Genomic DNA, 19,512 nt, shown 5'->3' with positions numbered 1-19,512 from the left:
ATATCACTTAACTATATTTTTCTTTCCTTTATTGGAAGTTAATAAGAGAATTACCGCACCGCCAATAGCTGCAAGTAATGAAGCTATCAAAATGCTTATTTTCGAAATTTTAATCAATTCCTGATCATTAAATGTGAGATTGGTAATAAAAAGGGACATGGTAAAGCCAATTCCCGCAATCATACCAATTCCAATTATATGTTTCCAGTTTAGTGTAATATGTAATTCGGAAACTCCAAGTTTTTGCCCAATCAATGTAAAAATACCAATCCCTGTTACTTTGCCAATTGCTAATCCCAAAAGGATCCCCAGCCCTAAAGAACCGGAAACAACCTCAATTAAATTTACATCGAGCTTTACTCCCGCATTCGCGACTGCAAAAATTGGAATGATAAAGAAAGCATTGAAATCAACAAGGGAATTTTCCAGTTTGAGCAAAGGAGGCCTTGAATTCTCAGTATCTGTTTTAATGGCTTTTAAAATTATTTGTTGTTTTTTATCCTGAAGAGGATTTAATTTTTCCAGCTCTGTTTTCTCAAGATTAGTAACGTTTGTGGCAGTCCTTTCTTTTAATATTTTACTGTCTAATTTGGGCACTATTGGAATGGTAATGGCAAAAAGTACTCCCGCAATAGTTGGATGGATCCCCGAATTAAGGAAGCAATACCATAAGATGATCCCAATAATAATATACCAAATCAAATTTTTGATCCCAGTCCAATTCATTAATAATAATAACCCAAATGCCCCCATGCCCGATCCAAGGTATATCCAGCTCAACTCGTTGCTATAAAACAATGCTATCACCAATATGGCACCTATATCGTCAGCAATAGCGAGGGCTATTAAAAATGTTTTTAACTGCCTGGGGACATTTTTTCCCAGTAGGCCAATAATCCCTAGTGAATATGCGATATCGGTAGCCATAGGGATGCCCCAACCCTTTATATTTTCAGTGCCTAAATTTAGGCTAATAAAAATGAGGGCCGGAACTGCCATACCACCTAAAGCTGCCAACAAGGGGGCTGAGGCTTTTTTAATTGAAGATAATTCCCCCACCATAACCTCCCTCTTCAATTCAAGGCCGGCAACCAAAAAGAAAATTGCCATTAGGCCATCATTGATCCATTCTTCAATTGTTAGCCCAAAACTAAGATGCTCGGAAAATTCAAAAAGCAATTCATCGCCAAGAAAATGATGATAGGCACCTGCCCACTGTGAATTAGCTAAAAGAAGGGCAACTATAGTAGCAATTATTAAAAAAATCCCCCCAGCTGTTTCCCTGTCGAGGAACTTTGTTGCCGTTTCCCTGATATACCCAATAGTGGATTGATTTCGAACTGATTGCCCCATTTTATCTTATCTGTTTTTTGAGTTAATTACTTAAACCTTAATATTTCAAAAAGCTTAGTAGCGTCTTAATTTTTAAGAACTTACTGTTAGGTCAACTTTAAATATGCAACGCCCTGTCTTCGGTAGCTGCCAGACAGGCCTCCTTAAAGGTCTCGGAAAATGTGGGGTGACCGTGTGACATTCTTGCAATATCCTCGGCAGCTGCCCTAAATTCCATCGCTACCACCGCTTCGGTATAACTGTCTGCTATGCGTGGGCCTATCATATGAACCCCCAATATCTCATCGGTCTGTTTATCTGCGATTACCTTGATAAAACCGTCAGTGTCCATACTTATCTTTGCCCGTGCGTTTGCCTTAAAAGGGAAAGAGCCTGTTTTTATACTTTTATTGGCCTTTTTCAGTTCTTCTTCCGTCAAGCCTACACCGGCGACCTCAGGCTGGGTGTACACGATATTTGGGATAAGCGAATAATTGATATGGGGCTTTTGGCCAACAATCCGTTCGGCTACAAAAACGCCTTCTTCACTGGCTTTATGGGCAAGCATTGCCCCCCGGATTACATCCCCAATGGCATACACACCCTTGACGTTGGTTTCAAGGTTTTTATCTACCGTTATCTGTCCTTTCTCATTGGTTTCCACTCCTATATTTTCAAGCCCTAAACTGGCGGTGTATGGTTTTCGGCCAATGGCCATAAGACAGTAATCGCCATCTAAACTCATTTCTTCTTTATCGGAAAGATTTTCCGCTTTCAATTCTACTTTATCCTCAGTTGCCGTTGCGTTTGTCACCTTATGTTCCAAATAAAAATCAATTCCCTGTTTTCTAAGGGAACGGTGCAATTGATGTCCCAGTGCGCCGTCCATAGTGGCGATAAGGCTATCAAAATATTCTACTATGGAAACCTTTGAACCCAGGCGGGCGAATACGGAACCTATCTCAACACCGATAACGCCACCCCCAACGACCATTAAGTGCTTGGGGATTTCCTGTAGGGCAAGGGCTTCGGTAGAAGAGATGATACGCTTTTTGTCTATTTTAATATTGGGCAATGAAGCGGGTTTGGACCCTGTGGCAATGATGATTTTATCGGTTGCTATGGTTTCCGTTTTATCTTCTCCCTTAATTTCAATCGTGTTTTTGTCCTTGATGGTGCCATGACCTTCATAAACGGTAACCTTGTTCTTTTTCATCAGATAATCAACGCCATTGATGATTTCCTGTACCACATCCTGAACCCTTTGGCTCATTTTCAGGATATCGACATTGGCCTCTTTAACATCAATCCCAAATTTTTCGAATTGATGCTTGAGTTTGTAATAATGCTCAGAGGCTTCCAACCAGGCTTTTGACGGGATACAGCCCACGTTTAGACAGGTGCCGCCCAGGGTGCTGTATCTTTCTACAATGGCTACTTTTAATCCTAATTGGGCGCAACGGATCGCACTTACATACCCGCCCGGGCCAGATCCTATTATAGTTACATCAAATTTTTCCATATTCACATTTTTTTAAGTTCGTTACGGTGGAAAAAACCTTAAGCTTGACCATTGGGGGCTGGGATTCAGGCTTAAGGCACTCCCACCTATTATTTTTTACTACAATTTTTACATATCCCTTTTAATACCAGGTTCACATCGTTCACCTCATACTGGTCTGGCAAACTCTCTTCCGATATTTTATTTGGTAAACAGATTGTTTTCTTACAATCGGTACAATGAAAGTGCATATGTAAACCTGTACTGAGTTTAACATTGGTGTTTTCATCAGAAAGCGCATATTTTGCAAAAGCAGTTCCATCGTCAATTTGGTGCACCATGCTTTTTTTCTCAAAGAGCTTTATCGTCCTATAGAAAGTGGTCTTATTGGCTGTTTTGATATTTTTATGGATAAAGACTTTTTGCATTTCATTTAAACTTACCGCATAAGTTTTCCTTTTGAGGTATTTGTAAATTTTCAACCTCATTTCAGTGGAACGTATCCCTTTTGACGATAATTTTTTTTCCGTTTTTGTCATTTTATATTCTTTCGAAAAACAGTCTAAGTCCGGATTTTCTATTCTTTTTTATAAGCCAAAAGCCTTAACGCATTAAAAACCACCAGTAGTGTGGAACCTTCATGGATTACAACCGCCATTCCAATATTTGCCAAGCCGAATATGGTTGAAGGTATAAGTAGGGCAACAATACCAAGGCTTACCCAAAGGTTCTGCCTGATAATCGCCTTTGCCTTCCTGCTTAAGCCTATGGCAAAGGGCAGGGTTTCCAACTTGTCGGCCATTAGCGCAATATCCGCCGTTTCTAGGGCCACATCACTTCCAGCAGCACCCATAGCTATTCCTACAGTGCTGTTTGCCATGGCAGGGGCATCATTAACGCCATCGCCCACCATTGCCACCTTGGATTCCTTTTCTTTTAATTCTTTTATAGCATCCACTTTTTCTTCCGGCAATAGGCTCCCCCAGGCATCGGTCAATCCTATTTCTTCTGCTACTGCGTCTGCTACCTTCTGGTTATCACCAGTAAGCATGATCATTCGTTTAATTCCTATTTCTTTTAATTTTTTAAGGGTTCCCTTGGCGGCTTCACGAGGGGTATCCATTAATGCAATGATGCCTATATATTCTTCATTTTTTCGTATAAGCATTGTTGTATTTCCACCACCTTCAAGACCACGCACTTTCGTAGCTATTTTTTCGGAAGGTGTACTCTCATCAAGCCCTTCGTACAGGTCGAGGTTACCTATATAGATTTTATCATTGCCAAATGATGCTTTAATCCCTTTACCCAGAACTGCCTCTAAATTAGAGGCATTTGGGATTTCCTCGCCTTCCAGACGCTCTTTTCCATCACGAACTACAGCTTTGGCCAGGGGGTGATCACTAAGACCTTCCACGGCTACTGCTATTTTGAGAAGTTCATTGTCTGAAATATCCCCAAGTGGCACCACTTGGGTAAGTTTTGGCTTTCCTTCCGTTAGAGTTCCGGTTTTATCAAAGGCTAGGGCGGTAATAACCCCCAGGTCCTCCAGAGGGCGCCCTCCTTTAATTAATACCCCGCCACGGGCAGCTCTGGCCACTCCACTTAATACAGCACTTGGGGTCGAGATTGCCAACGCACAGGGACTTGCAGCTACTAATACGGCCATCGCCCTGTAAAAGCTGGCGCTAAAGGGTTCGTCAATAACTAAAAAAGCAAACAAAAGAATCCCGACCAAAATAAGGACGGACGGCACAAAATATTTTTCAAATTTATCGGTGAGCAACTGGGTAGGCGATTTTTGAGTCTGAGCTTCGTTAACCAGTTTCACCAATCGGGAAAGCGTTGAATCTTTGGCTGCTTTGATAACTTTAATCTCCAAAGTATTGTTCCCATTGATCGTTCCGGCAAAAACGCGGTTTTCATCTTTAATATCATCTACCTCTGAGTAATCCTTCTCAACATCTTCTACGGGAACTTTATCTACCGGTACACTCTCCCCGGTTATTGGAGCCTGGTTAACACTACTCTGCCCATCTACCACTACGCCATCTGCAGATATTTTACTATTTGGTTTCACCACAATGATATCCCCAATATTGAGTTTTTCGATACCAACTTCTTCCGTTTTACCATTTTTCTTAACCAAAGCTGTTTTTGGCGCCAGTTCTGCCAGTGCAGCTATAGATTTTCGTGCTTTGTTCATTGCATAATGCTCCAAGGCATGCCCCAGGCTAAAGAGAAATAATAACAAAGCTCCTTCAGCCCATTCCCCAAGAATAGCTGCTCCTATAGCTGCGACCAACATGAGAAAATCAATTTCAAATCCACCTTTGGCTACGGTCTGTATGGCTTCTTTTGCTGTAAAGTAACCTCCAAAAAAGTAGGCACCTATGTATAGGGATAAGCTGACCCATTCCGGTATTGATGTTACGTAGGACAAACCAAAACCAATACCCAAAAGAGCACCACAAATAATAGCAAAAATAAGTTCGGTGTTTTTCCCAAAAATACCTCCGTGGGCGTGGGAATGTTCTTCCCCGGCCCCGTGGCTATCCGCTTCTCTATGATTCTGGAGATCAGTATCTTTATGCTTTTGTTCTTCTATATCCCTTACCTTTTCTTTATTTAAATTTTGAGGATTCTTTTCGGCAGATTTAAAGCCCTTATTCTCAGCAGAGGAGCTTTTTTTAACTTGTAGGTTTTCTTTTTCGAGCTTTGTAGTTATCTCATCAAAACTTGTTTCCCGTTTATCATATTCTAAACGGATCATTCCTCCGGCATTGGCGGAAGCTTCCAAAACGCCTTTGATATTCAGCAGACTCTTTTCTAAAGTCCTTGCATGCCGGGTATGTCTAATCCCCTCAACCTCTATAAGCAAATGTCCATATTTCGCGGTAATTTCAGCCCCGGTTCTTTCTGCCAATGATTGAATGCGGTCAATAGAAATTATATCCGGATCGTAATGAAAGCACAATTGTGGCACCGTATCTTCCTGATCGTCTTTTATATGCACTTTATCAAGACCTTCTTTGGCTTCTAATTCTTCAATGAGCCTTTGCACACAAGTGTCTTTTTCATTTGGCACCTGAGGTAACAGTACCGGAATTTTCAGTTGTAATTTTTTCATTTTAGGTGTTGTTTATTTTATGTTTTTTCAAAAAAGGGAAATGATGTGAAACCAATAATAGAATAAGAAAAGCGGATGTAACACTTCCAATGAGGTACATACCAAACCCAATTGATATACCAACCGCGGCAGTGGCCCAAATTGTAGCTGCGGTAGTCAAACCGGAAATTAAATTTTTCGCGCTATCCCTAAAAATAATTCCTGCACCAAGGAACCCAATACCGGAAACAATATTGGCGACAATGCGGGTTTGGTCAGTTACTTCAATATGAGTATTGATTATTGTAATTAATGCGGCCCCAAGGCAAACGGCTGCATACGTTCTAATTCCTGCCGCATTTCCGTCAATTTCCCTATCGAGTCCTATCAGGACACCTAGTAAAAGAGCGACAAATAATCTCGGTATCAGTGTTATTTCAGTTTGAAAATCCATTGTATTCATCTTGTATTATAAAATATAATAATCTGTTGGCTCTTTCTTTACAGGAACATCTGTTTCACCTATCATTTGTTTAATGTTTATTTCTATCGTTTCGGCCAAATCAGTCATGGGTGTATCCAAAGGGTCGTTTTCAAAGGGATCCTGCATGAGTATGGATGTTTTTTCAATGGCAATGAAAATGACTGGTATAATAAATGTTATAGCGATTTCAACTGCTATATTTTTATCGTCCAATCCAAAAGGCAACATTGTAGCAAAAACGTAGATGATCAAATGAATCAATAAGCTGTGTGCTTTGGGGAAGACAGTATTTTTTATACGTTCGCATTTGCCCATTGAATCACATAACCTGGCTATAGTACTGTCTATCTGTACCTGCTGAAAATCATTGACCATACCAATTTCTTTTGCCTTTAACAAAGTTTCAGAGTGTTGTGACAATAAAGCATTAGGAATATTAAATGCTTTAATCCCATAGGATTCTGAGTATACCTTAACCCGAGTGGAAAAGGGTAGTTTCCTCAACGATTCCCCTAGGGCATAGCACCAGATTACCTGACGATCGGTCATCTCTTTCACCATCTTTTGATAGCCTCCTTGATCCCTTGCAAAAAAAGACACACACTGCCTGACCAGTGTTCTGGAATCATTGACAATAGCCCCCCAAATAATACGGGCTTCCCACCACCGTTCATAGGCTTGATTGGTTCGAAAACCCAAAAGTAGAGCCACCGCAGTACCAAAAACGCCGGTTATTGCAATTGGAATAGAGATTTTTGACAAAAAACCATATTGGTCCATATAGCCAACCAGAATTGAATAACTACCGATAAATATCAGGTCAAATTTTATGGTTTTCAAGAAGTCAAAAATTGATATCCGCTTATTTAAGAGCATATTTAAAAATTATTTAAGTCCGTTCAATAAGTTGTTTGCTTATTCTCATAATGTAAACTATACTTCATTGCCACATTTAGAACAAAATTTTGCATCCATAGGTATTGGTTCTTGACAACTTATGCATTTTACTTTACCTAAAGGCTCGCCATAATGTTGACAAAAAGAAGCATTTTCAGGATTGTCTTTGCCGCATTTTGTACATCTCACAACAACCTTGGGTTCATTAAATCTTGGGTCATTATTTTTACGTTGATGCTTGTTGGAATGATGACCATAATTTCCTCTTAATAAATGTTTTAAAAATCCCATATTGTTTAGTTTAAGTATGTTTCCATATATTCCAACGCCTCGGGCATATCCAACTCGCGGGTTCCGTTCCCTGTTCTGATAAAGAAATGCGAACGATCGCCCAAATTCAAATACACAGGTTTTTGTGATTTGTGAACCCTTACATAACAGATATCCTTTTCTTCAAATTGGTGAAAAGACACTTTAACCAAAGTGCAAAAATGGGTACCCAACTTGAGGGACACCAATTGCATTATATATTGCTCAAACCCGTCCTTGCCAGGTTTTTTTAAAGTACCATAATCCTGTTCCAGCCCCAGAATACTACCTTCATCATCAATTCCGATAATTAAATGCCCTCCTTGGGTGTTCATAAACCCGGCAATTGTTTTTGCTATTACGTCTTCCAAAGCCTTATTCGGTTTAAACTGCCTCAAATCCCATCTCAAGGTAGATTTAAATTCTACTTGCTGGTTTTCTCCTGCCGCAATCAGCTCTCTGATCTCCTCCAGCTTATCTCTTCTTCCGGTCAATTGAAATATTCTTTGCCTGACCATAAACATAAGCGACAAGGCAATGCCCAGCAGTCCAAATAGCAATTTGATTATGGCTTGATCCAAATCCCATACTCTAAATTCCTGCTGATATGAAGCAAGCAGGTATTTCCACCATTCGCCATTATCTCCCTGCATGTCATACATGTGGAGTGAAATAGCCAGGGGCTGTATTATAAATAAGCCAAGGGCTAATCCAATGAATATAAAAACAAATACTTTCCGTTTTTTCATTTTTACCTTCTTTTATATGCCATAGGTGCCATCGCCTTCGATACCTGTGGCCTTATAACTACTTCTTCTTATCCTGAAGGACTTTCTTCTTTTGTTCAAATTCCTCATCGCTTATCTCGTCCCGGGCGTATCGATCTCTCAGGGCTTCCATAGCCTTATCCTTCCGTCTGTTTTGTCCCGGGGTGGGATAAGGAATTAAGAATATCCAAAAGATAAGGATTATCCAAAGCCCCCACCATATCCAGTGCATTCCCCCAAAATATCAGTCGTCCATCATAATCTTTCTGTTTAAATTTATTTAACTTTTTTAATGATTTCCTTTCTCCATCCATTCCTTGGCCAAATCTTTTTCTTCAGGGCTAAAGAATTTAATATGTGCCCTTGTAAAGGGAATCAAAACTTCCGTAAACTGTTCCTTCCATTTTGTATTTCCCACCAATGCAACCTTTTTAACGCGTTCTTCGTTCGGAAGTTTCAGTTCAATGCTCTTCCAATACGCACTTGCGGTCCACCCCTCAAAATTTTCCATTATTAGTAATAAGCGAAAAATGATAAGACGGAAATATTTATATATCACATCTATGTCCCTAATTGCGGTACAAATTTTGTACGGCAGGAGGATATTTTATTTACACTTATTACATCTCCCCAGCGCTATTTTAATAAGGCACTACTGGAAGAGGATGGGATTCTATTTATACTTTTTCATCTTTCTATGTTATTTTGAATTAAATGGCATTCACTCTTTCTTTAAAATAAGCTGGGCAAATTTTATTTCTATGGATCCTTCAAGTCCAGGAACCACTTGATTTAAGCTTGGGCTTATAGTTTTCTCTATAAATCCACCGGCACTTAAAAGACAGGAAAATGTAGGACCTTGGGGGATGTGGGTCAATGTCGCTTTAAAGTAGTTTTGCACTTCTTTATTAGGAAGCCTGATCGTTACCAACCAATTAAAATCAATTGGTTCATGTGGGCGCAAAAGGAAATCCTCAACCGGGACCTTCCCGGAAAATCTTATCCATATAGGTGCTTGAGTACTTTTAAGATAGGTGGCTAGCTGTGGATTATTTGTGTCTATAGTTCTCAAATCTATGGAACCCGTAATTTCTTTACTTGTGTAATCAAAAAACATGGAAAGTTGATGGCTTTCCGCCTTAAATGCATTGCCATCTATATTAGCTTTTATAAGGATATGCCCCTCCCGTGTACTGTATATAGTTTGGGTATGCAGGATAGGAGCCAGCATTAAAAAAAATATAGTTAGTTGTCCTTTTCCCATTATTTTTCCTGCCTAATTTTTTTCTGGTCCTTTGGTTCATTTTTATTTTGAAGTATATTTACCCGGTGTTTATATTCTTCCTCGCTTATTTCGCCCCGTGCAAAACGCTCCCTTAGAATTTCCATTGCTCCGTCTTTTTTCCGTTTTTGTCCCGGGGTGGGGTAAGGAATTAAAAATATCCAAAAGATAAGAATTATCCAAAGTCCCCACCATATCCAGTGCATTCCCCCAAAATTCCAGTTGTCCATCATAATCTTTCTGTTTAAATTTACTTAACTTTTTTAATGATTTCCTTTCTCCATCCATTCCTTGGCCAAATGTTTTTCTTCAGGGCTAAAGAATTTAATATGTGCCTTTGTAAAGGGTATCAAAACTTCGGTAAACTGTTCCTGCCATTTTGTAATTCCCACCAATGCAACCTTTTTAACGCGTTCTTCATTCGGAAGTTTCAGTTCAATGCCTTTCCAATACGCACTTGCAGTCCACCCCTCAAAATTTTCCATTTCAATATACCAGTATACTTTATGGTTTGCCTGTATATGGTTTTTTAATTGAGATATCAAATTGTCATAATCGGTAGCATCCAATCTATTTTGAGCTACCATATATACCTTGTTTTCTTTTTTATAAATTTTCATCATTGTTCCAATTTTTTAAATCAAAAAACTTAATCCAAGTCATTGCTACATTTCTCACAGACTCCCTTGGCCACCAGATTGATATCCTCTGCCACATAGCCGTCGGGCAGGTTTATCTGAGGGATTTTGTGCTCTGTAAGGCACACGGTTTCCCCGCAACTATTGCAATGAAAATGTAAGTGAAGGTCGTTTCCCACCTCACATTCACAATTGTCTTCGCACAGGGCATATTTAATGATGCCGGTGCCATCCTCAATTTGATGCACGATTCCTTTTTCTTCAAATGTCTTCATAGTACGGAAAAGCGTACTCCTTTCCGAGCTTTCGAAATCCTTTCCAAGGTCGCCTAAGCTAACGGCCACATTCAGTTGTGCCAGCCGTCTATAGGTCATCAAGCGCATTGCCGTAGGGCGGATGCCTTTGCTTTCCAACTTTTTTACTATTTTTTCCATTTGCTATAAAAGTATTTAGGGGTCGTAACGCTTTATGGATTCCCCGGTTTTTATCTGGAAGGCATCTTCAATATCGGAAAGATAAATTATTCCGTCACCGGGTTCAGTTGTTTTTGCATTCTCAAGGATAATATCTATTGCTGATTGTGCTTCTTCGTTTTGACATACCAGTTCTAACTTTACAACCGGACTGTCTGTTACACGGAAATCTAAAGAAGGTGATGCGCCTTTTGCTTTAAAAGCCCCCGTTCCTTCTCCCTGGGAAAGGGTCATACTTTTAAATCCGCTTTCACTAAGAGCTTCAATTACATTTTGAACTCGTTTCGGTTTTATAAATGCTTTTATTTCTTTCATTGCTGTAATATTAATTTTAGTATTAAGGATGAACCCTCTGGAATTTTAATTAAGACAAACATTTAACAGAGAGTCCATCCATCTAATTTTTTTAATTTAATGACCATGGGAAGTCTGGCTTTTCTGCATTTCAGAAACCAGATAATAGGCATTATTATAGGCAACCAACGTACCTTCAGGCAGAGGCTCCAGCAGTTTAATTTCAACCCAACCATCTTCATTTATTCCCGTTCTAACCTGCACTGGTTTCAATTCCCATTCGGTTTCACCATCTTCCTGGTGTTTTTGGGCCGTAAAGATGTAGGGATTTCCTTCTTCTTCAATTATTGCTTCTTCCGGTAAGGCAGGAACAGCTTCTTCACCGGTCCTGATTTTTCCGTTTATATACATCCCCGGAATTAGAAAATCTTCTTTATTATCGATTTCTGCATGCACATGTACCGCTTTGGGGTTTTGTTCAAATTGTTTCCCCACTGAATAAATTTCCCCGGTTAAATTACTGCCTGGAACCGATTCCAGTGTAAACGCAATCTTTTGGCCTTCTTTCACCTTATAAATATCTTTTTCAAAAACCATTAGATCGGCATGAACATGTTCATTATCAACTACCATAAACATACTGGTCTGAGGGTCTACATATTGTCCTACCTGTACCAGTACTTTTTCAATATAACCTCCAATTGGGCTTACTACCGGAATATATTCATATAATTCACCGTCTCTAACCTGGGAAGCATTTAGGTTTAACTGGCGCAATTGCGATTCGTACCCCCGCACTTCACCTTGTACAGACTGGTAATCTGATTGGGTTTGTTGAAAAGATTTTCCAGATCCTACCTCTGCTTCATATAAACGTTTCTGTCTTTCAAATTCCTTTTCCAAAAATTGCATCCTACTATATGCATTAATATAATCAGACTGCATTCTGGTTAAATTTGGGTGAGAAAGATAAGCCAACACCTGACCTTTATTTACCTTATCCCCCTCAATAACCTTTATAGAAGTTATATTACCGCCTAAAATTGCCGTAACGGTAGCTTCATATTGTGGCGGCACTTCTAACTGGCCATTGGCTTCCACAATACCCGACAAAGCTTTTTTAGGCAAGGTATCTACTTTAATCCCCAGACTATTGAATTTCATTTCTGAAAGATGTACCGAACGCATCCCACCTTCTTCTTCACCGTGTTCTTCATCTCCTTCCTCACCGTGATTTTCACCTTCTTCGGTATTAGTAGTTGCAGTTTCACTGGAAGCATCTTCCCCTGCCGCAGGATTTTCTTTACATCCAAAGAATATGCTGAGCGTTAAGGCAAGCATTAGAATATTTATTGATCTTGTATTCATATCGATTTTCTTATTTTAATTTTTAATTTGAATTCTTAAGGTAATATTCCAGTTGGTAGCGGCTGTCGAGATAATCGTTAAAAGCACTCCAGGCATTTACCTCGATTCTAATGGCATCTCTTATATTTTGGAGAAATGTCACATAATCGATAGCGCCTTCCTTAAAGGCCAGCACTGATCCACCTTGTTGCTCTTTGGCCAGCGGAAGTGCTTCATCCCTATAATAATTCCATGAGTTTCTCCATTTGATGTAGTCTTCACGCATATTTTTATAGGCGGTTTCCAGTTCGATTTTATCCTGATAAAAGTTTTGCTCTGCAATCTGTCTATTTACTTGTGCTTCCTGTGTACGGCCTAATTCCGGCCCAAAAAACAGCGGAATTTGAATTCCTATTTGATATTGGAAGAAACCCGATTGCCCGGCTATTTCCTGCCTACCGTACTGACCCTGAAATTTGGGCAAAAATTCAGATTTTCGTTCTCTGGTAACCGCTTTGGCAACATCTATCCTTTGTTCCGAAACCTGCAGCAACGGATGATTTTCAAGCGACTCTACCAGAAAGTTTAAAGGTTCGTCTAAAGTTTCAACAGGCAAATCTGGTACATCATAGATCGTATCACTAACAAACCATAAATTTAGACGCTGTAATGATTTCAGGTAATCTCGGTACGATTGTTCCAGCTGTATTTTAACCTCATTCCCCTGATTTGAAGTAGCAAGATACTCCAGTTTAGAGGTAGCTTCTGTTTCATACCTGATTCGTGCTGCTCTTTCAATGTCTTCAAAAATTGAATCCATTTTCTTATATACCCGATACCTCTTTTTACTTGTATAAACTGAAGCCCAGGCCCTGCTTACTTCACGTTCCACTTCTAAGGTATTTAGTTCTAAAGCATTTTCAGCAAGGGCCACCCTTTCTTTCTGTAATTTCAAACGGGGAGCTATTCCAAAAACATCTATGCCTTGTTGTTGAACACCAATTTGGGTATAGATCCCATCAGAGCCATTTCCTACCTCTTCTTTTCCTGTAAAGATTTGGGTATTCCCAAAATCATAGGCGGTTTTACGCAATACTTCCTCACTTTCAATTTCAAGTTGGGCAGCTTTTAATTGTGGAAAGTTTTGGATTGCCATTTCTTTAGCCTCTTCCAAACTAATAGTTTGTAAAGAATCCTGTATTGGATTTTCCGATGACATTTCATCAGATTGTGCATTTACGGAAAAGGTTCCGCCTAACATCAAGCCAATTATCAAAATTGTGGCTAAAGATCGTGAATTGGAAGAACCAAGCTTGTTCTGTTCCTTTTTCTCTCGTCTCTTCTCTACAAATGTATAAAGGACAGGAAGAACAACCAGCGTAAGTAAGGTAGCTGTAAGCATGCCACCAATAACAACCGTAGCAAGGGGTCGTTGTACTTCAGCTCCTGCTGACGATGAAAAAGCCATCGGCAGAAATCCAAAAATATCTGTTGTTGCTGTTAACATAATGGGACGTATTCGTTCTTTGGTTCCTGTAAAAATTCTATCTTTTATACTGGTTACCCCTTCTTCTTTTAAGGAATTAAACCTGTTAATAAGCACCAGCCCGTTTAAAACGGCAACCCCAAACAATACAATGAAGCCTACACCAGCTGAAATACTAAACGGCATATCTCTTAACCAAAGAGCAAATATTCCTCCAATAGCCGCCAGTGGAATGGCTATATAGATCATAATTGATTGGGAAAAAGATTGGAGTGCAAAGTACAGAAGCACGAATATCAGAAATAGAGCGATGGGCACTACTATTTGTAAACGCCCTTTTGCTCTTTGAAGGTTTTCAAACTCCCCACCATAAGTAATGTAATATCCTGGAGGTAAATCTAACTCTTCATCCAATTTTTGCTGGATGTCATTTACCACAGATTCCACATCCCTCCCGCGGGCATTAACTCCCACATAGGTTCTTCTAAAGGTGTTATCCCTGGAAATTTGCATAGGACCCGGTACATAACTAATATCAGCTACTTCCTTAATCGGAACCTGGGTTCCATCCGGCAGATCTATATAGAGGGTACGTAAATCATCAATGCTTTGGCGGTGCGCCTCATCAAAACGTATTACCATATCAAACCGCTTTTCCCCTTCAAAGATCACTCCGGCCGTTCCTCCGGCAAAAGCTGCACTTATATAATCGTTAATCTTTTCAATGTCCAATCCATATTGCGCAATTTTTTTACGATTAAACCGCACCGTCATTTGTGGAAGACCAGATGTTCGTTCAGGGTTCACATCTCCTACGCCCGGTATAGTCTGTATTATTTCAGCCATTTTATCAGCTTTTTCAGCAAGAAGGTCTAAATCTTCGCCATATAATTTTACCGCAACATCTTCCCTGACCCCGGTAAGCAGTTCATTAAAACGAAGCTCTACAGGCTGGCTAAAAACCAGGTTGACTCCCGTAAGTTCTTCATTAAGTTTCTCTTTGATCTTTTCTATCAATTCCTCTTTAGAACTTGCCGAAGTCCAATTATCCATATCCTTCTCTAATACAATAAACATATCGGCAATATCCATAGGCATTGGATCAGTAGGGATATCGGCAACCCCAATCCTCGCTACGGCGGTTTCTACTTCCGGGAAATTCTCAAGAAGGATATCTTCTATTTTTGTGGAAACATCGATTGTTTCACTCAACCCACTTCCAGGCCTGATTAACGCCTGCATGGCGATATCCCCTTCATCAAGTTGAGGGACAAATTCCCCTCCCATTCTGGAAAAGATAAAACCGGCTACTATAAGTGAGACAACCGCAGACCCCAATACTATGAACTTCAATCTTAAAGCTCCTTTTAATAAAGGCATGTATCCTTTTTGAATCCCTCCAATAATTTTATCACTAACTTTTTCCAGCCAGCGTTCAAACTTTCCAAACCAGTTCTTTTTATTCTGAATTGGTTTCATAAATAAAGCAGACATCATAGGGACATAGGTAAGGCATAAGAAAATAGCACCTATCATGGCAAAACCAAAAGTAAATGCCATTGGCCGAAACATTTTCCCTTCTACCCCCGTTAGAAAAAGAATGGGCGCAAATACGATAAGAATGATAATTTGTCCAAAAAAGGCGGAACCCATCATCGTACTTCCGGCATCATAGGCTACTTCATCCATTTTAGCCTTATTAAATTTTATTTTGCCGGAACGCATCCGTTTTTGTATTTCATATACCGTACCCTCAATGATGATCACAGCACCGTCTATAATAATTCCAAAGTCAATAGCTCCCAAACTCATTAGATTGGCCCAGACATTAAATTGCTTCATTAATATAAAAGCAAAAAGAAGTGATAAAGGAATGGTAGTCGCTGTTATAAGTCCACCTCTTAAGCTACCTAATAGTATCACCAGGGCAAAAATCACGATTAAAGCACCTTCCAGAAGATTCTGGGTCACGGTACTCGTAGTTCTTTCAATTAAAACACTTCTGTCAAGGAAGGGTTCTATTGATAAACCTTCAGGCAAAGATTGTTCTACCGTCTCCATACGATCCTGAACATTTGCAATTACTTTATTAGGATTTGCACCTTTCAACATGAGCACCATACCGCCAACAGCTTCACGGCCGTCCTGGGTAAAAGCACCATAGCGTACCTGGCTACCAAACTGGACCTCTTCAGCTGCATCTCCAATTGTTACAGGCACTCCATTTTCATTCTTGATAACAATAGATTTTATATCATCTAGTGACCTGATTAAACCCTCACCACGGATAAAATTGGCCATATTATTTTTTTCTATATATGCACCGCCTGTATTAACATTATTTTTTTGCAGGGCATCGAAGACTTGGGAAATAGAAACGTTTAACGCATTCAGTTTTTCGGGATTAATGGCAATTTCATATTGTTTTATAGAGCCCCCAAATGAATTTACCTCTACTACACCTTCGACGAGGGTCATTTGACGCTTTACGATCCAATCCTGGATGGTACGCAATTCCGTAGGGGAATAAACAGTGTCATACTCTTTTTGGGGCTTTATCGTATATTGATAAATCTCACCCAAACCTGTAGTAATGGGCCCCATAGCGGGACTTCCAAATTTTTCAGGTATTTGGTCCCTGACTTCGTTCAGTTTTTCCTGAACCAGTTGACGGGGTTTGTAAATGCCCATATCGTCCTCAAAAACAATTGTAACCACGGAAAGGCCAAACCGGGAAACAGATCGTATTTCCGTAACCCCGGGCAGGTTCCCCATTGAGAGTTCTACAGGATAGGTTACAAATTGTTCAATATCTTCTGTTGCAAGATTAGGTGATTGGGTGATCACCTGAACCTGGTTGTTAGTAATATCTGGCACCGATCCCAGGTTGACGGTCATCATGGACCAAATACCCGTCCCTATTAGTGCTAAGGTAAGTAGTCCAATAATAAATTTATTATTAATGGAAAATGCGATTATCTTATTAATCATATAAATAAAAATTTAATTCAGTTAAAATTCTTGATAATAATTTTGTGCCTAACAAAATCTATCAATAGGACCAAGGATCTAGTATGAGAACCAGGATTTGGTCAAAAAAGGACATAGCTATCCTTCTAAAAACTGAATTAAACTTTAGGGGGATCTAAAAAGGAAAGAATAGGTTCTTCCACTGAGCTGTCAAAATGGACAAAGGCTTTTGATGGAATTTCAATAATCAAAGCCTTGAAATTTGAAGAACCGAAATCTACTGTATGCACATGGCAGCAATGACAACTACAAAAAGGAGGGCATAAATCTGCTACTTTATCATGTGAATGGTCGATATCTAAATCCTGGGTAGCAACCATTGTTACTTCTGAATCAGAAATCACTTGTGAAGTATCACTATCATTACAGGCTAATAAGTTAAGCCCGAATATATATAGAGATAATATGATAGCGATCATTTTCACACTACAAAGATAAAAAAAAATCAATGCACAGATTGTGCAATGATATAATGAGTACGTTTTTAAAGTATATTCAATTATTTCAAATCTTGAAATAATCGCGAAAATCTATACCACAATGAACAGCCAAAATACAATAATTATGTTCCCGATCATCCAATTGTTATTTTTGTTCCATTAGTAGTTCTTTGCTTTTATCAAACACTCCGCTTTTACATCTTCAGGAACAAGCCTTCCGATGAAATAAATCCCAATCGGTATTAAGATTAGGCTGTCAAGATATCCAATTATCGGGATGAAGTCAGGAATAATGTCAATTGGACTTAACGCATAACCGATAATTATAAAAATCGAAAGTTCGGCTTACCAGAGAGTTCGCTTTTCTTTCGAAGTCAAATGGAGCATCACTATTCGCTGCTTTAGGTTCTTCCCCAGGTTTTTAGATTTTCAATAATACATTAGGCCTGTTCAAAATACTTAAGAATTGTTGCACAAAGGGGGAGCCAAATAGAATTTGATTCTATTTATTGTCTTTTAGTTTAAGATAATCATATATCTTTGCATTTACGAATAAAATCGGTGCAAAGGTTACCTATCCGGTTACCTGATTTTATTGAAACAGTGTAAGTGTCTGGTTATTAAAATATTGTCTAGTGGTAATTTAGTTCTGCCACCCCGACTTTTTAACATATTAAAATATGTTATTCAAAAGGGTAATTATATGATAAACATATAGTTACCCTTTTTTTGTGCTTCAATTTAACACAATTAACCATATTTAAATCGTGAGCTCATCGTGAGTTTTAGATACAAATCGTGAGTTAATCGTGAGTTCTTTTTTGTATATTACGTATTGAATTTGCTTTTCAGCAAATAAGGTAGTTTGACTTTCGTATTTAATCATTGTTTCATTTAAACAGTATACTACGATGCGTACTACTCAAACATTCTCTATCTCTTTTTTCATTCGAAAAAAGAAAAACCAGCCAGATCAAGCCCTTATTTACACTCGTATTACCGTAAATGGTAAATCAAAAGAAGTTAGCCTAAAACGAGCCCTACATACAGAAAAGTGGAATCAGACTGCTTGCAAAATGATAGGAACGAGTATTGAATCACAACAGGTAAATCGTAAAATCGATGATGTTCGTTCTAAATTGTATAATATCTATGAAGAGCTATTACGGGATGAGCAAATTATAGATGCTGAAATCATAAAGAATAGATTTCTAGGTATTGACAAAACTCATAATACCCTCATTTCTCTCTTGGATTATCATAATCTTAATATGAAGAGCGTATTAAAGTATGGGACTCTTAAAAATTATAACACTACAGAAAGTTACTTAAAGGAATATTTAAAAAGTAGTCTGAAAGTTTCAGACTTATATCTAAAACATATCGATTATGAATTTACACTAGGCTTTGAAAGGTTCTTAAGAGCTAAAGCTTCTTTAAATAATAATGGAGTAATGAAGCATATGGAGCGTTTTAAAAAAGTAATGCGGTTAGCTGTAGATTTGGATTGGATTGAAAAGAATCCGACTTTACGGTTTAAACTTCGCTTTGATAAGGTAGATATGATTTATCTCAACAAGCAAGACTTGAGTAAGTTGAAAAATGCAACTTTTAATAAAGTAACACACACCACCACTAGAGACATTTTTGTATTTGCTTGCTACACAGGTTTAGCCTTTGCAGATACAAAATCATTAAAAAAGGATAATTTACAAATAGGTATAGATGGTAAAAAGTGGATTTATACCCGACGATTAAAAACCAATACTCAAGTAAGAATACCGCTCTTGAATGAGGCTGAGATCATTTTAGATTTCTATAAAAATCATCCAAGAGTTATTAATAGTGATTTACTATTACCCGTCTATTCTAATCAGAAAATAAATCAATATTTGAAAGAGATAGCTATTAAACTGAAAATCAAAAAGAAACTAAGTTTTCATACGGCCAGGCACACTTTTGCAACGACAGTAACTCTGGCAAATGGAGTTCCAATAGAAACTGTTTCTAAAATCTTAGGGCATCACAAAATAGCTACAACACAGATTTATGCCAGAGTCATAGATTCTAAAATTTCAAATGATATAGATGTATTGAGGGAAAAGTTGGGATAATAAGATTTT

20 protein-coding genes are annotated in these 19,512 nt (G+C 38.7%); 1 reads left to right on the top strand and 19 read right to left on the bottom strand.

Annotated features, from left to right (window positions below; translation table 11 throughout):
* Positions 1-3: 3 nt before the first annotated feature.
* From nhaA to DSM02_RS20820, 19 genes are all read right to left on the bottom strand, one after another.
* Positions 4-1,353: a Na+/H+ antiporter NhaA gene (gene nhaA / locus DSM02_RS16750; protein WP_128766684.1), complete on the bottom strand. Its 1,350-nt coding sequence runs from the start codon at positions 1,351-1,353 to the stop codon at positions 4-6.
* A gap of 97 nt (positions 1,354-1,450) precedes the next feature.
* On the bottom strand, positions 1,451-2,854 hold the full coding sequence (gene lpdA, locus DSM02_RS16745; protein ID WP_128766683.1) for a dihydrolipoyl dehydrogenase: 1,404 nt from the start codon (positions 2,852-2,854) through the stop codon (positions 1,451-1,453).
* 89 nt (positions 2,855-2,943) lie between these two features.
* Positions 2,944-3,372 carry a Fur family transcriptional regulator gene (locus DSM02_RS16740; protein ID WP_009778862.1) on the bottom strand — a complete coding sequence of 143 codons (429 nt, stop codon included), beginning with the start codon at positions 3,370-3,372 and terminating at the stop codon, positions 2,944-2,946.
* Between the two features lie 38 nt (positions 3,373-3,410).
* Entirely contained in the window at positions 3,411-5,963 is a 2,553-nt protein-coding gene (locus DSM02_RS16735) for a heavy metal translocating P-type ATPase (RefSeq protein ID WP_128766682.1), read from the bottom strand.
* Position 5,964: 1 nt separating this feature from the next.
* A complete protein-coding gene (locus DSM02_RS16730; protein WP_228249894.1) occupies positions 5,965-6,396 on the bottom strand; it encodes an MgtC/SapB family protein in 432 nt (143 codons plus the stop codon).
* A 15-nt stretch (positions 6,397-6,411) separates the two neighbouring features.
* Positions 6,412-7,302, bottom strand: a complete 891-nt coding sequence (locus DSM02_RS16725; protein WP_008613747.1) for a bestrophin family protein — start codon at positions 7,300-7,302, stop codon at positions 6,412-6,414.
* A 57-nt stretch (positions 7,303-7,359) separates the two neighbouring features.
* Positions 7,360-7,614 carry a zinc ribbon domain-containing protein gene (locus tag DSM02_RS16720; protein ID WP_008613749.1) on the bottom strand — a complete coding sequence of 85 codons (255 nt, stop codon included), beginning with the start codon at positions 7,612-7,614 and terminating at the stop codon, positions 7,360-7,362.
* Positions 7,615-7,619: 5 nt separating this feature from the next.
* Entirely contained in the window at positions 7,620-8,381 is a 762-nt protein-coding gene (locus DSM02_RS16715; RefSeq protein WP_011709087.1) for an AlbA family DNA-binding domain-containing protein, read from the bottom strand.
* Between the two features lie 58 nt (positions 8,382-8,439).
* On the bottom strand, positions 8,440-8,631 hold the full coding sequence (locus DSM02_RS16710) for an SHOCT domain-containing protein (RefSeq protein WP_041250021.1): 192 nt from the start codon (positions 8,629-8,631) through the stop codon (positions 8,440-8,442).
* 57 nt (positions 8,632-8,688) lie between these two features.
* The gene (locus DSM02_RS16705; protein WP_013073459.1) at positions 8,689-8,910 is read right to left on the bottom strand and encodes a SpoIIAA family protein; all 222 of its coding nucleotides are present in this window, start codon (positions 8,908-8,910) and stop codon (positions 8,689-8,691) included.
* A 210-nt stretch (positions 8,911-9,120) separates the two neighbouring features.
* Positions 9,121-9,663 carry a hypothetical protein gene (locus DSM02_RS16700; RefSeq protein ID WP_013073460.1) on the bottom strand — a complete coding sequence of 181 codons (543 nt, stop codon included), beginning with the start codon at positions 9,661-9,663 and terminating at the stop codon, positions 9,121-9,123.
* Positions 9,663-9,914, bottom strand: coding sequence for an SHOCT domain-containing protein (locus DSM02_RS16695; RefSeq protein WP_013073461.1), 252 nt, complete (start codon positions 9,912-9,914; stop codon positions 9,663-9,665). Before DSM02_RS16695 ends, DSM02_RS16700 begins: the two co-directional genes overlap by 1 nt.
* 30 nt (positions 9,915-9,944) lie before the next feature.
* The gene (locus tag DSM02_RS16690; RefSeq protein ID WP_128766681.1) at positions 9,945-10,304 is read right to left on the bottom strand and encodes a SpoIIAA family protein; all 360 of its coding nucleotides are present in this window, start codon (positions 10,302-10,304) and stop codon (positions 9,945-9,947) included.
* A 26-nt stretch (positions 10,305-10,330) separates the two neighbouring features.
* Complete coding sequence (locus DSM02_RS16685) at positions 10,331-10,753, bottom strand: Fur family transcriptional regulator (RefSeq protein WP_128766680.1); 423 nt, start codon at positions 10,751-10,753, stop codon at positions 10,331-10,333.
* Positions 10,754-10,768: 15 nt separating this feature from the next.
* A complete protein-coding gene (locus tag DSM02_RS16680) occupies positions 10,769-11,107 on the bottom strand; it encodes a P-II family nitrogen regulator (RefSeq protein WP_009778856.1) in 339 nt (112 codons plus the stop codon).
* Between the two features lie 96 nt (positions 11,108-11,203).
* Positions 11,204-12,454: an efflux RND transporter periplasmic adaptor subunit gene (locus DSM02_RS16675; RefSeq protein ID WP_190324899.1), complete on the bottom strand. Its 1,251-nt coding sequence runs from the start codon at positions 12,452-12,454 to the stop codon at positions 11,204-11,206.
* Between the two features lie 22 nt (positions 12,455-12,476).
* Entirely contained in the window at positions 12,477-16,910 is a 4,434-nt protein-coding gene (locus DSM02_RS16670) for a CusA/CzcA family heavy metal efflux RND transporter (RefSeq protein WP_128766679.1), read from the bottom strand.
* A gap of 137 nt (positions 16,911-17,047) precedes the next feature.
* Positions 17,048-17,368, bottom strand: coding sequence for a DUF6660 family protein (locus DSM02_RS16665; RefSeq protein WP_121668025.1), 321 nt, complete (start codon positions 17,366-17,368; stop codon positions 17,048-17,050).
* A gap of 180 nt (positions 17,369-17,548) precedes the next feature.
* Entirely contained in the window at positions 17,549-17,713 is a 165-nt protein-coding gene (locus tag DSM02_RS20820; RefSeq protein ID WP_382402986.1) for a DUF1232 domain-containing protein, read from the bottom strand.
* A 587-nt stretch (positions 17,714-18,300) separates the two neighbouring features.
* Here DSM02_RS20820 and DSM02_RS16655 point away from each other — a divergent pair.
* Positions 18,301-19,503, top strand: coding sequence for a site-specific integrase (locus DSM02_RS16655; RefSeq protein WP_128766678.1), 1,203 nt, complete (start codon positions 18,301-18,303; stop codon positions 19,501-19,503).
* Positions 19,504-19,512 lie beyond the last annotated feature (9 nt).

This window comes from Leeuwenhoekiella polynyae, from assembly GCF_004104075.1.
GTDB classification, from domain to species: Bacteria; Bacteroidota; Bacteroidia; order Flavobacteriales; family Flavobacteriaceae; genus Leeuwenhoekiella; species Leeuwenhoekiella polynyae.
This window is presented reverse-complemented; position numbering and strand designations above follow the sequence as displayed.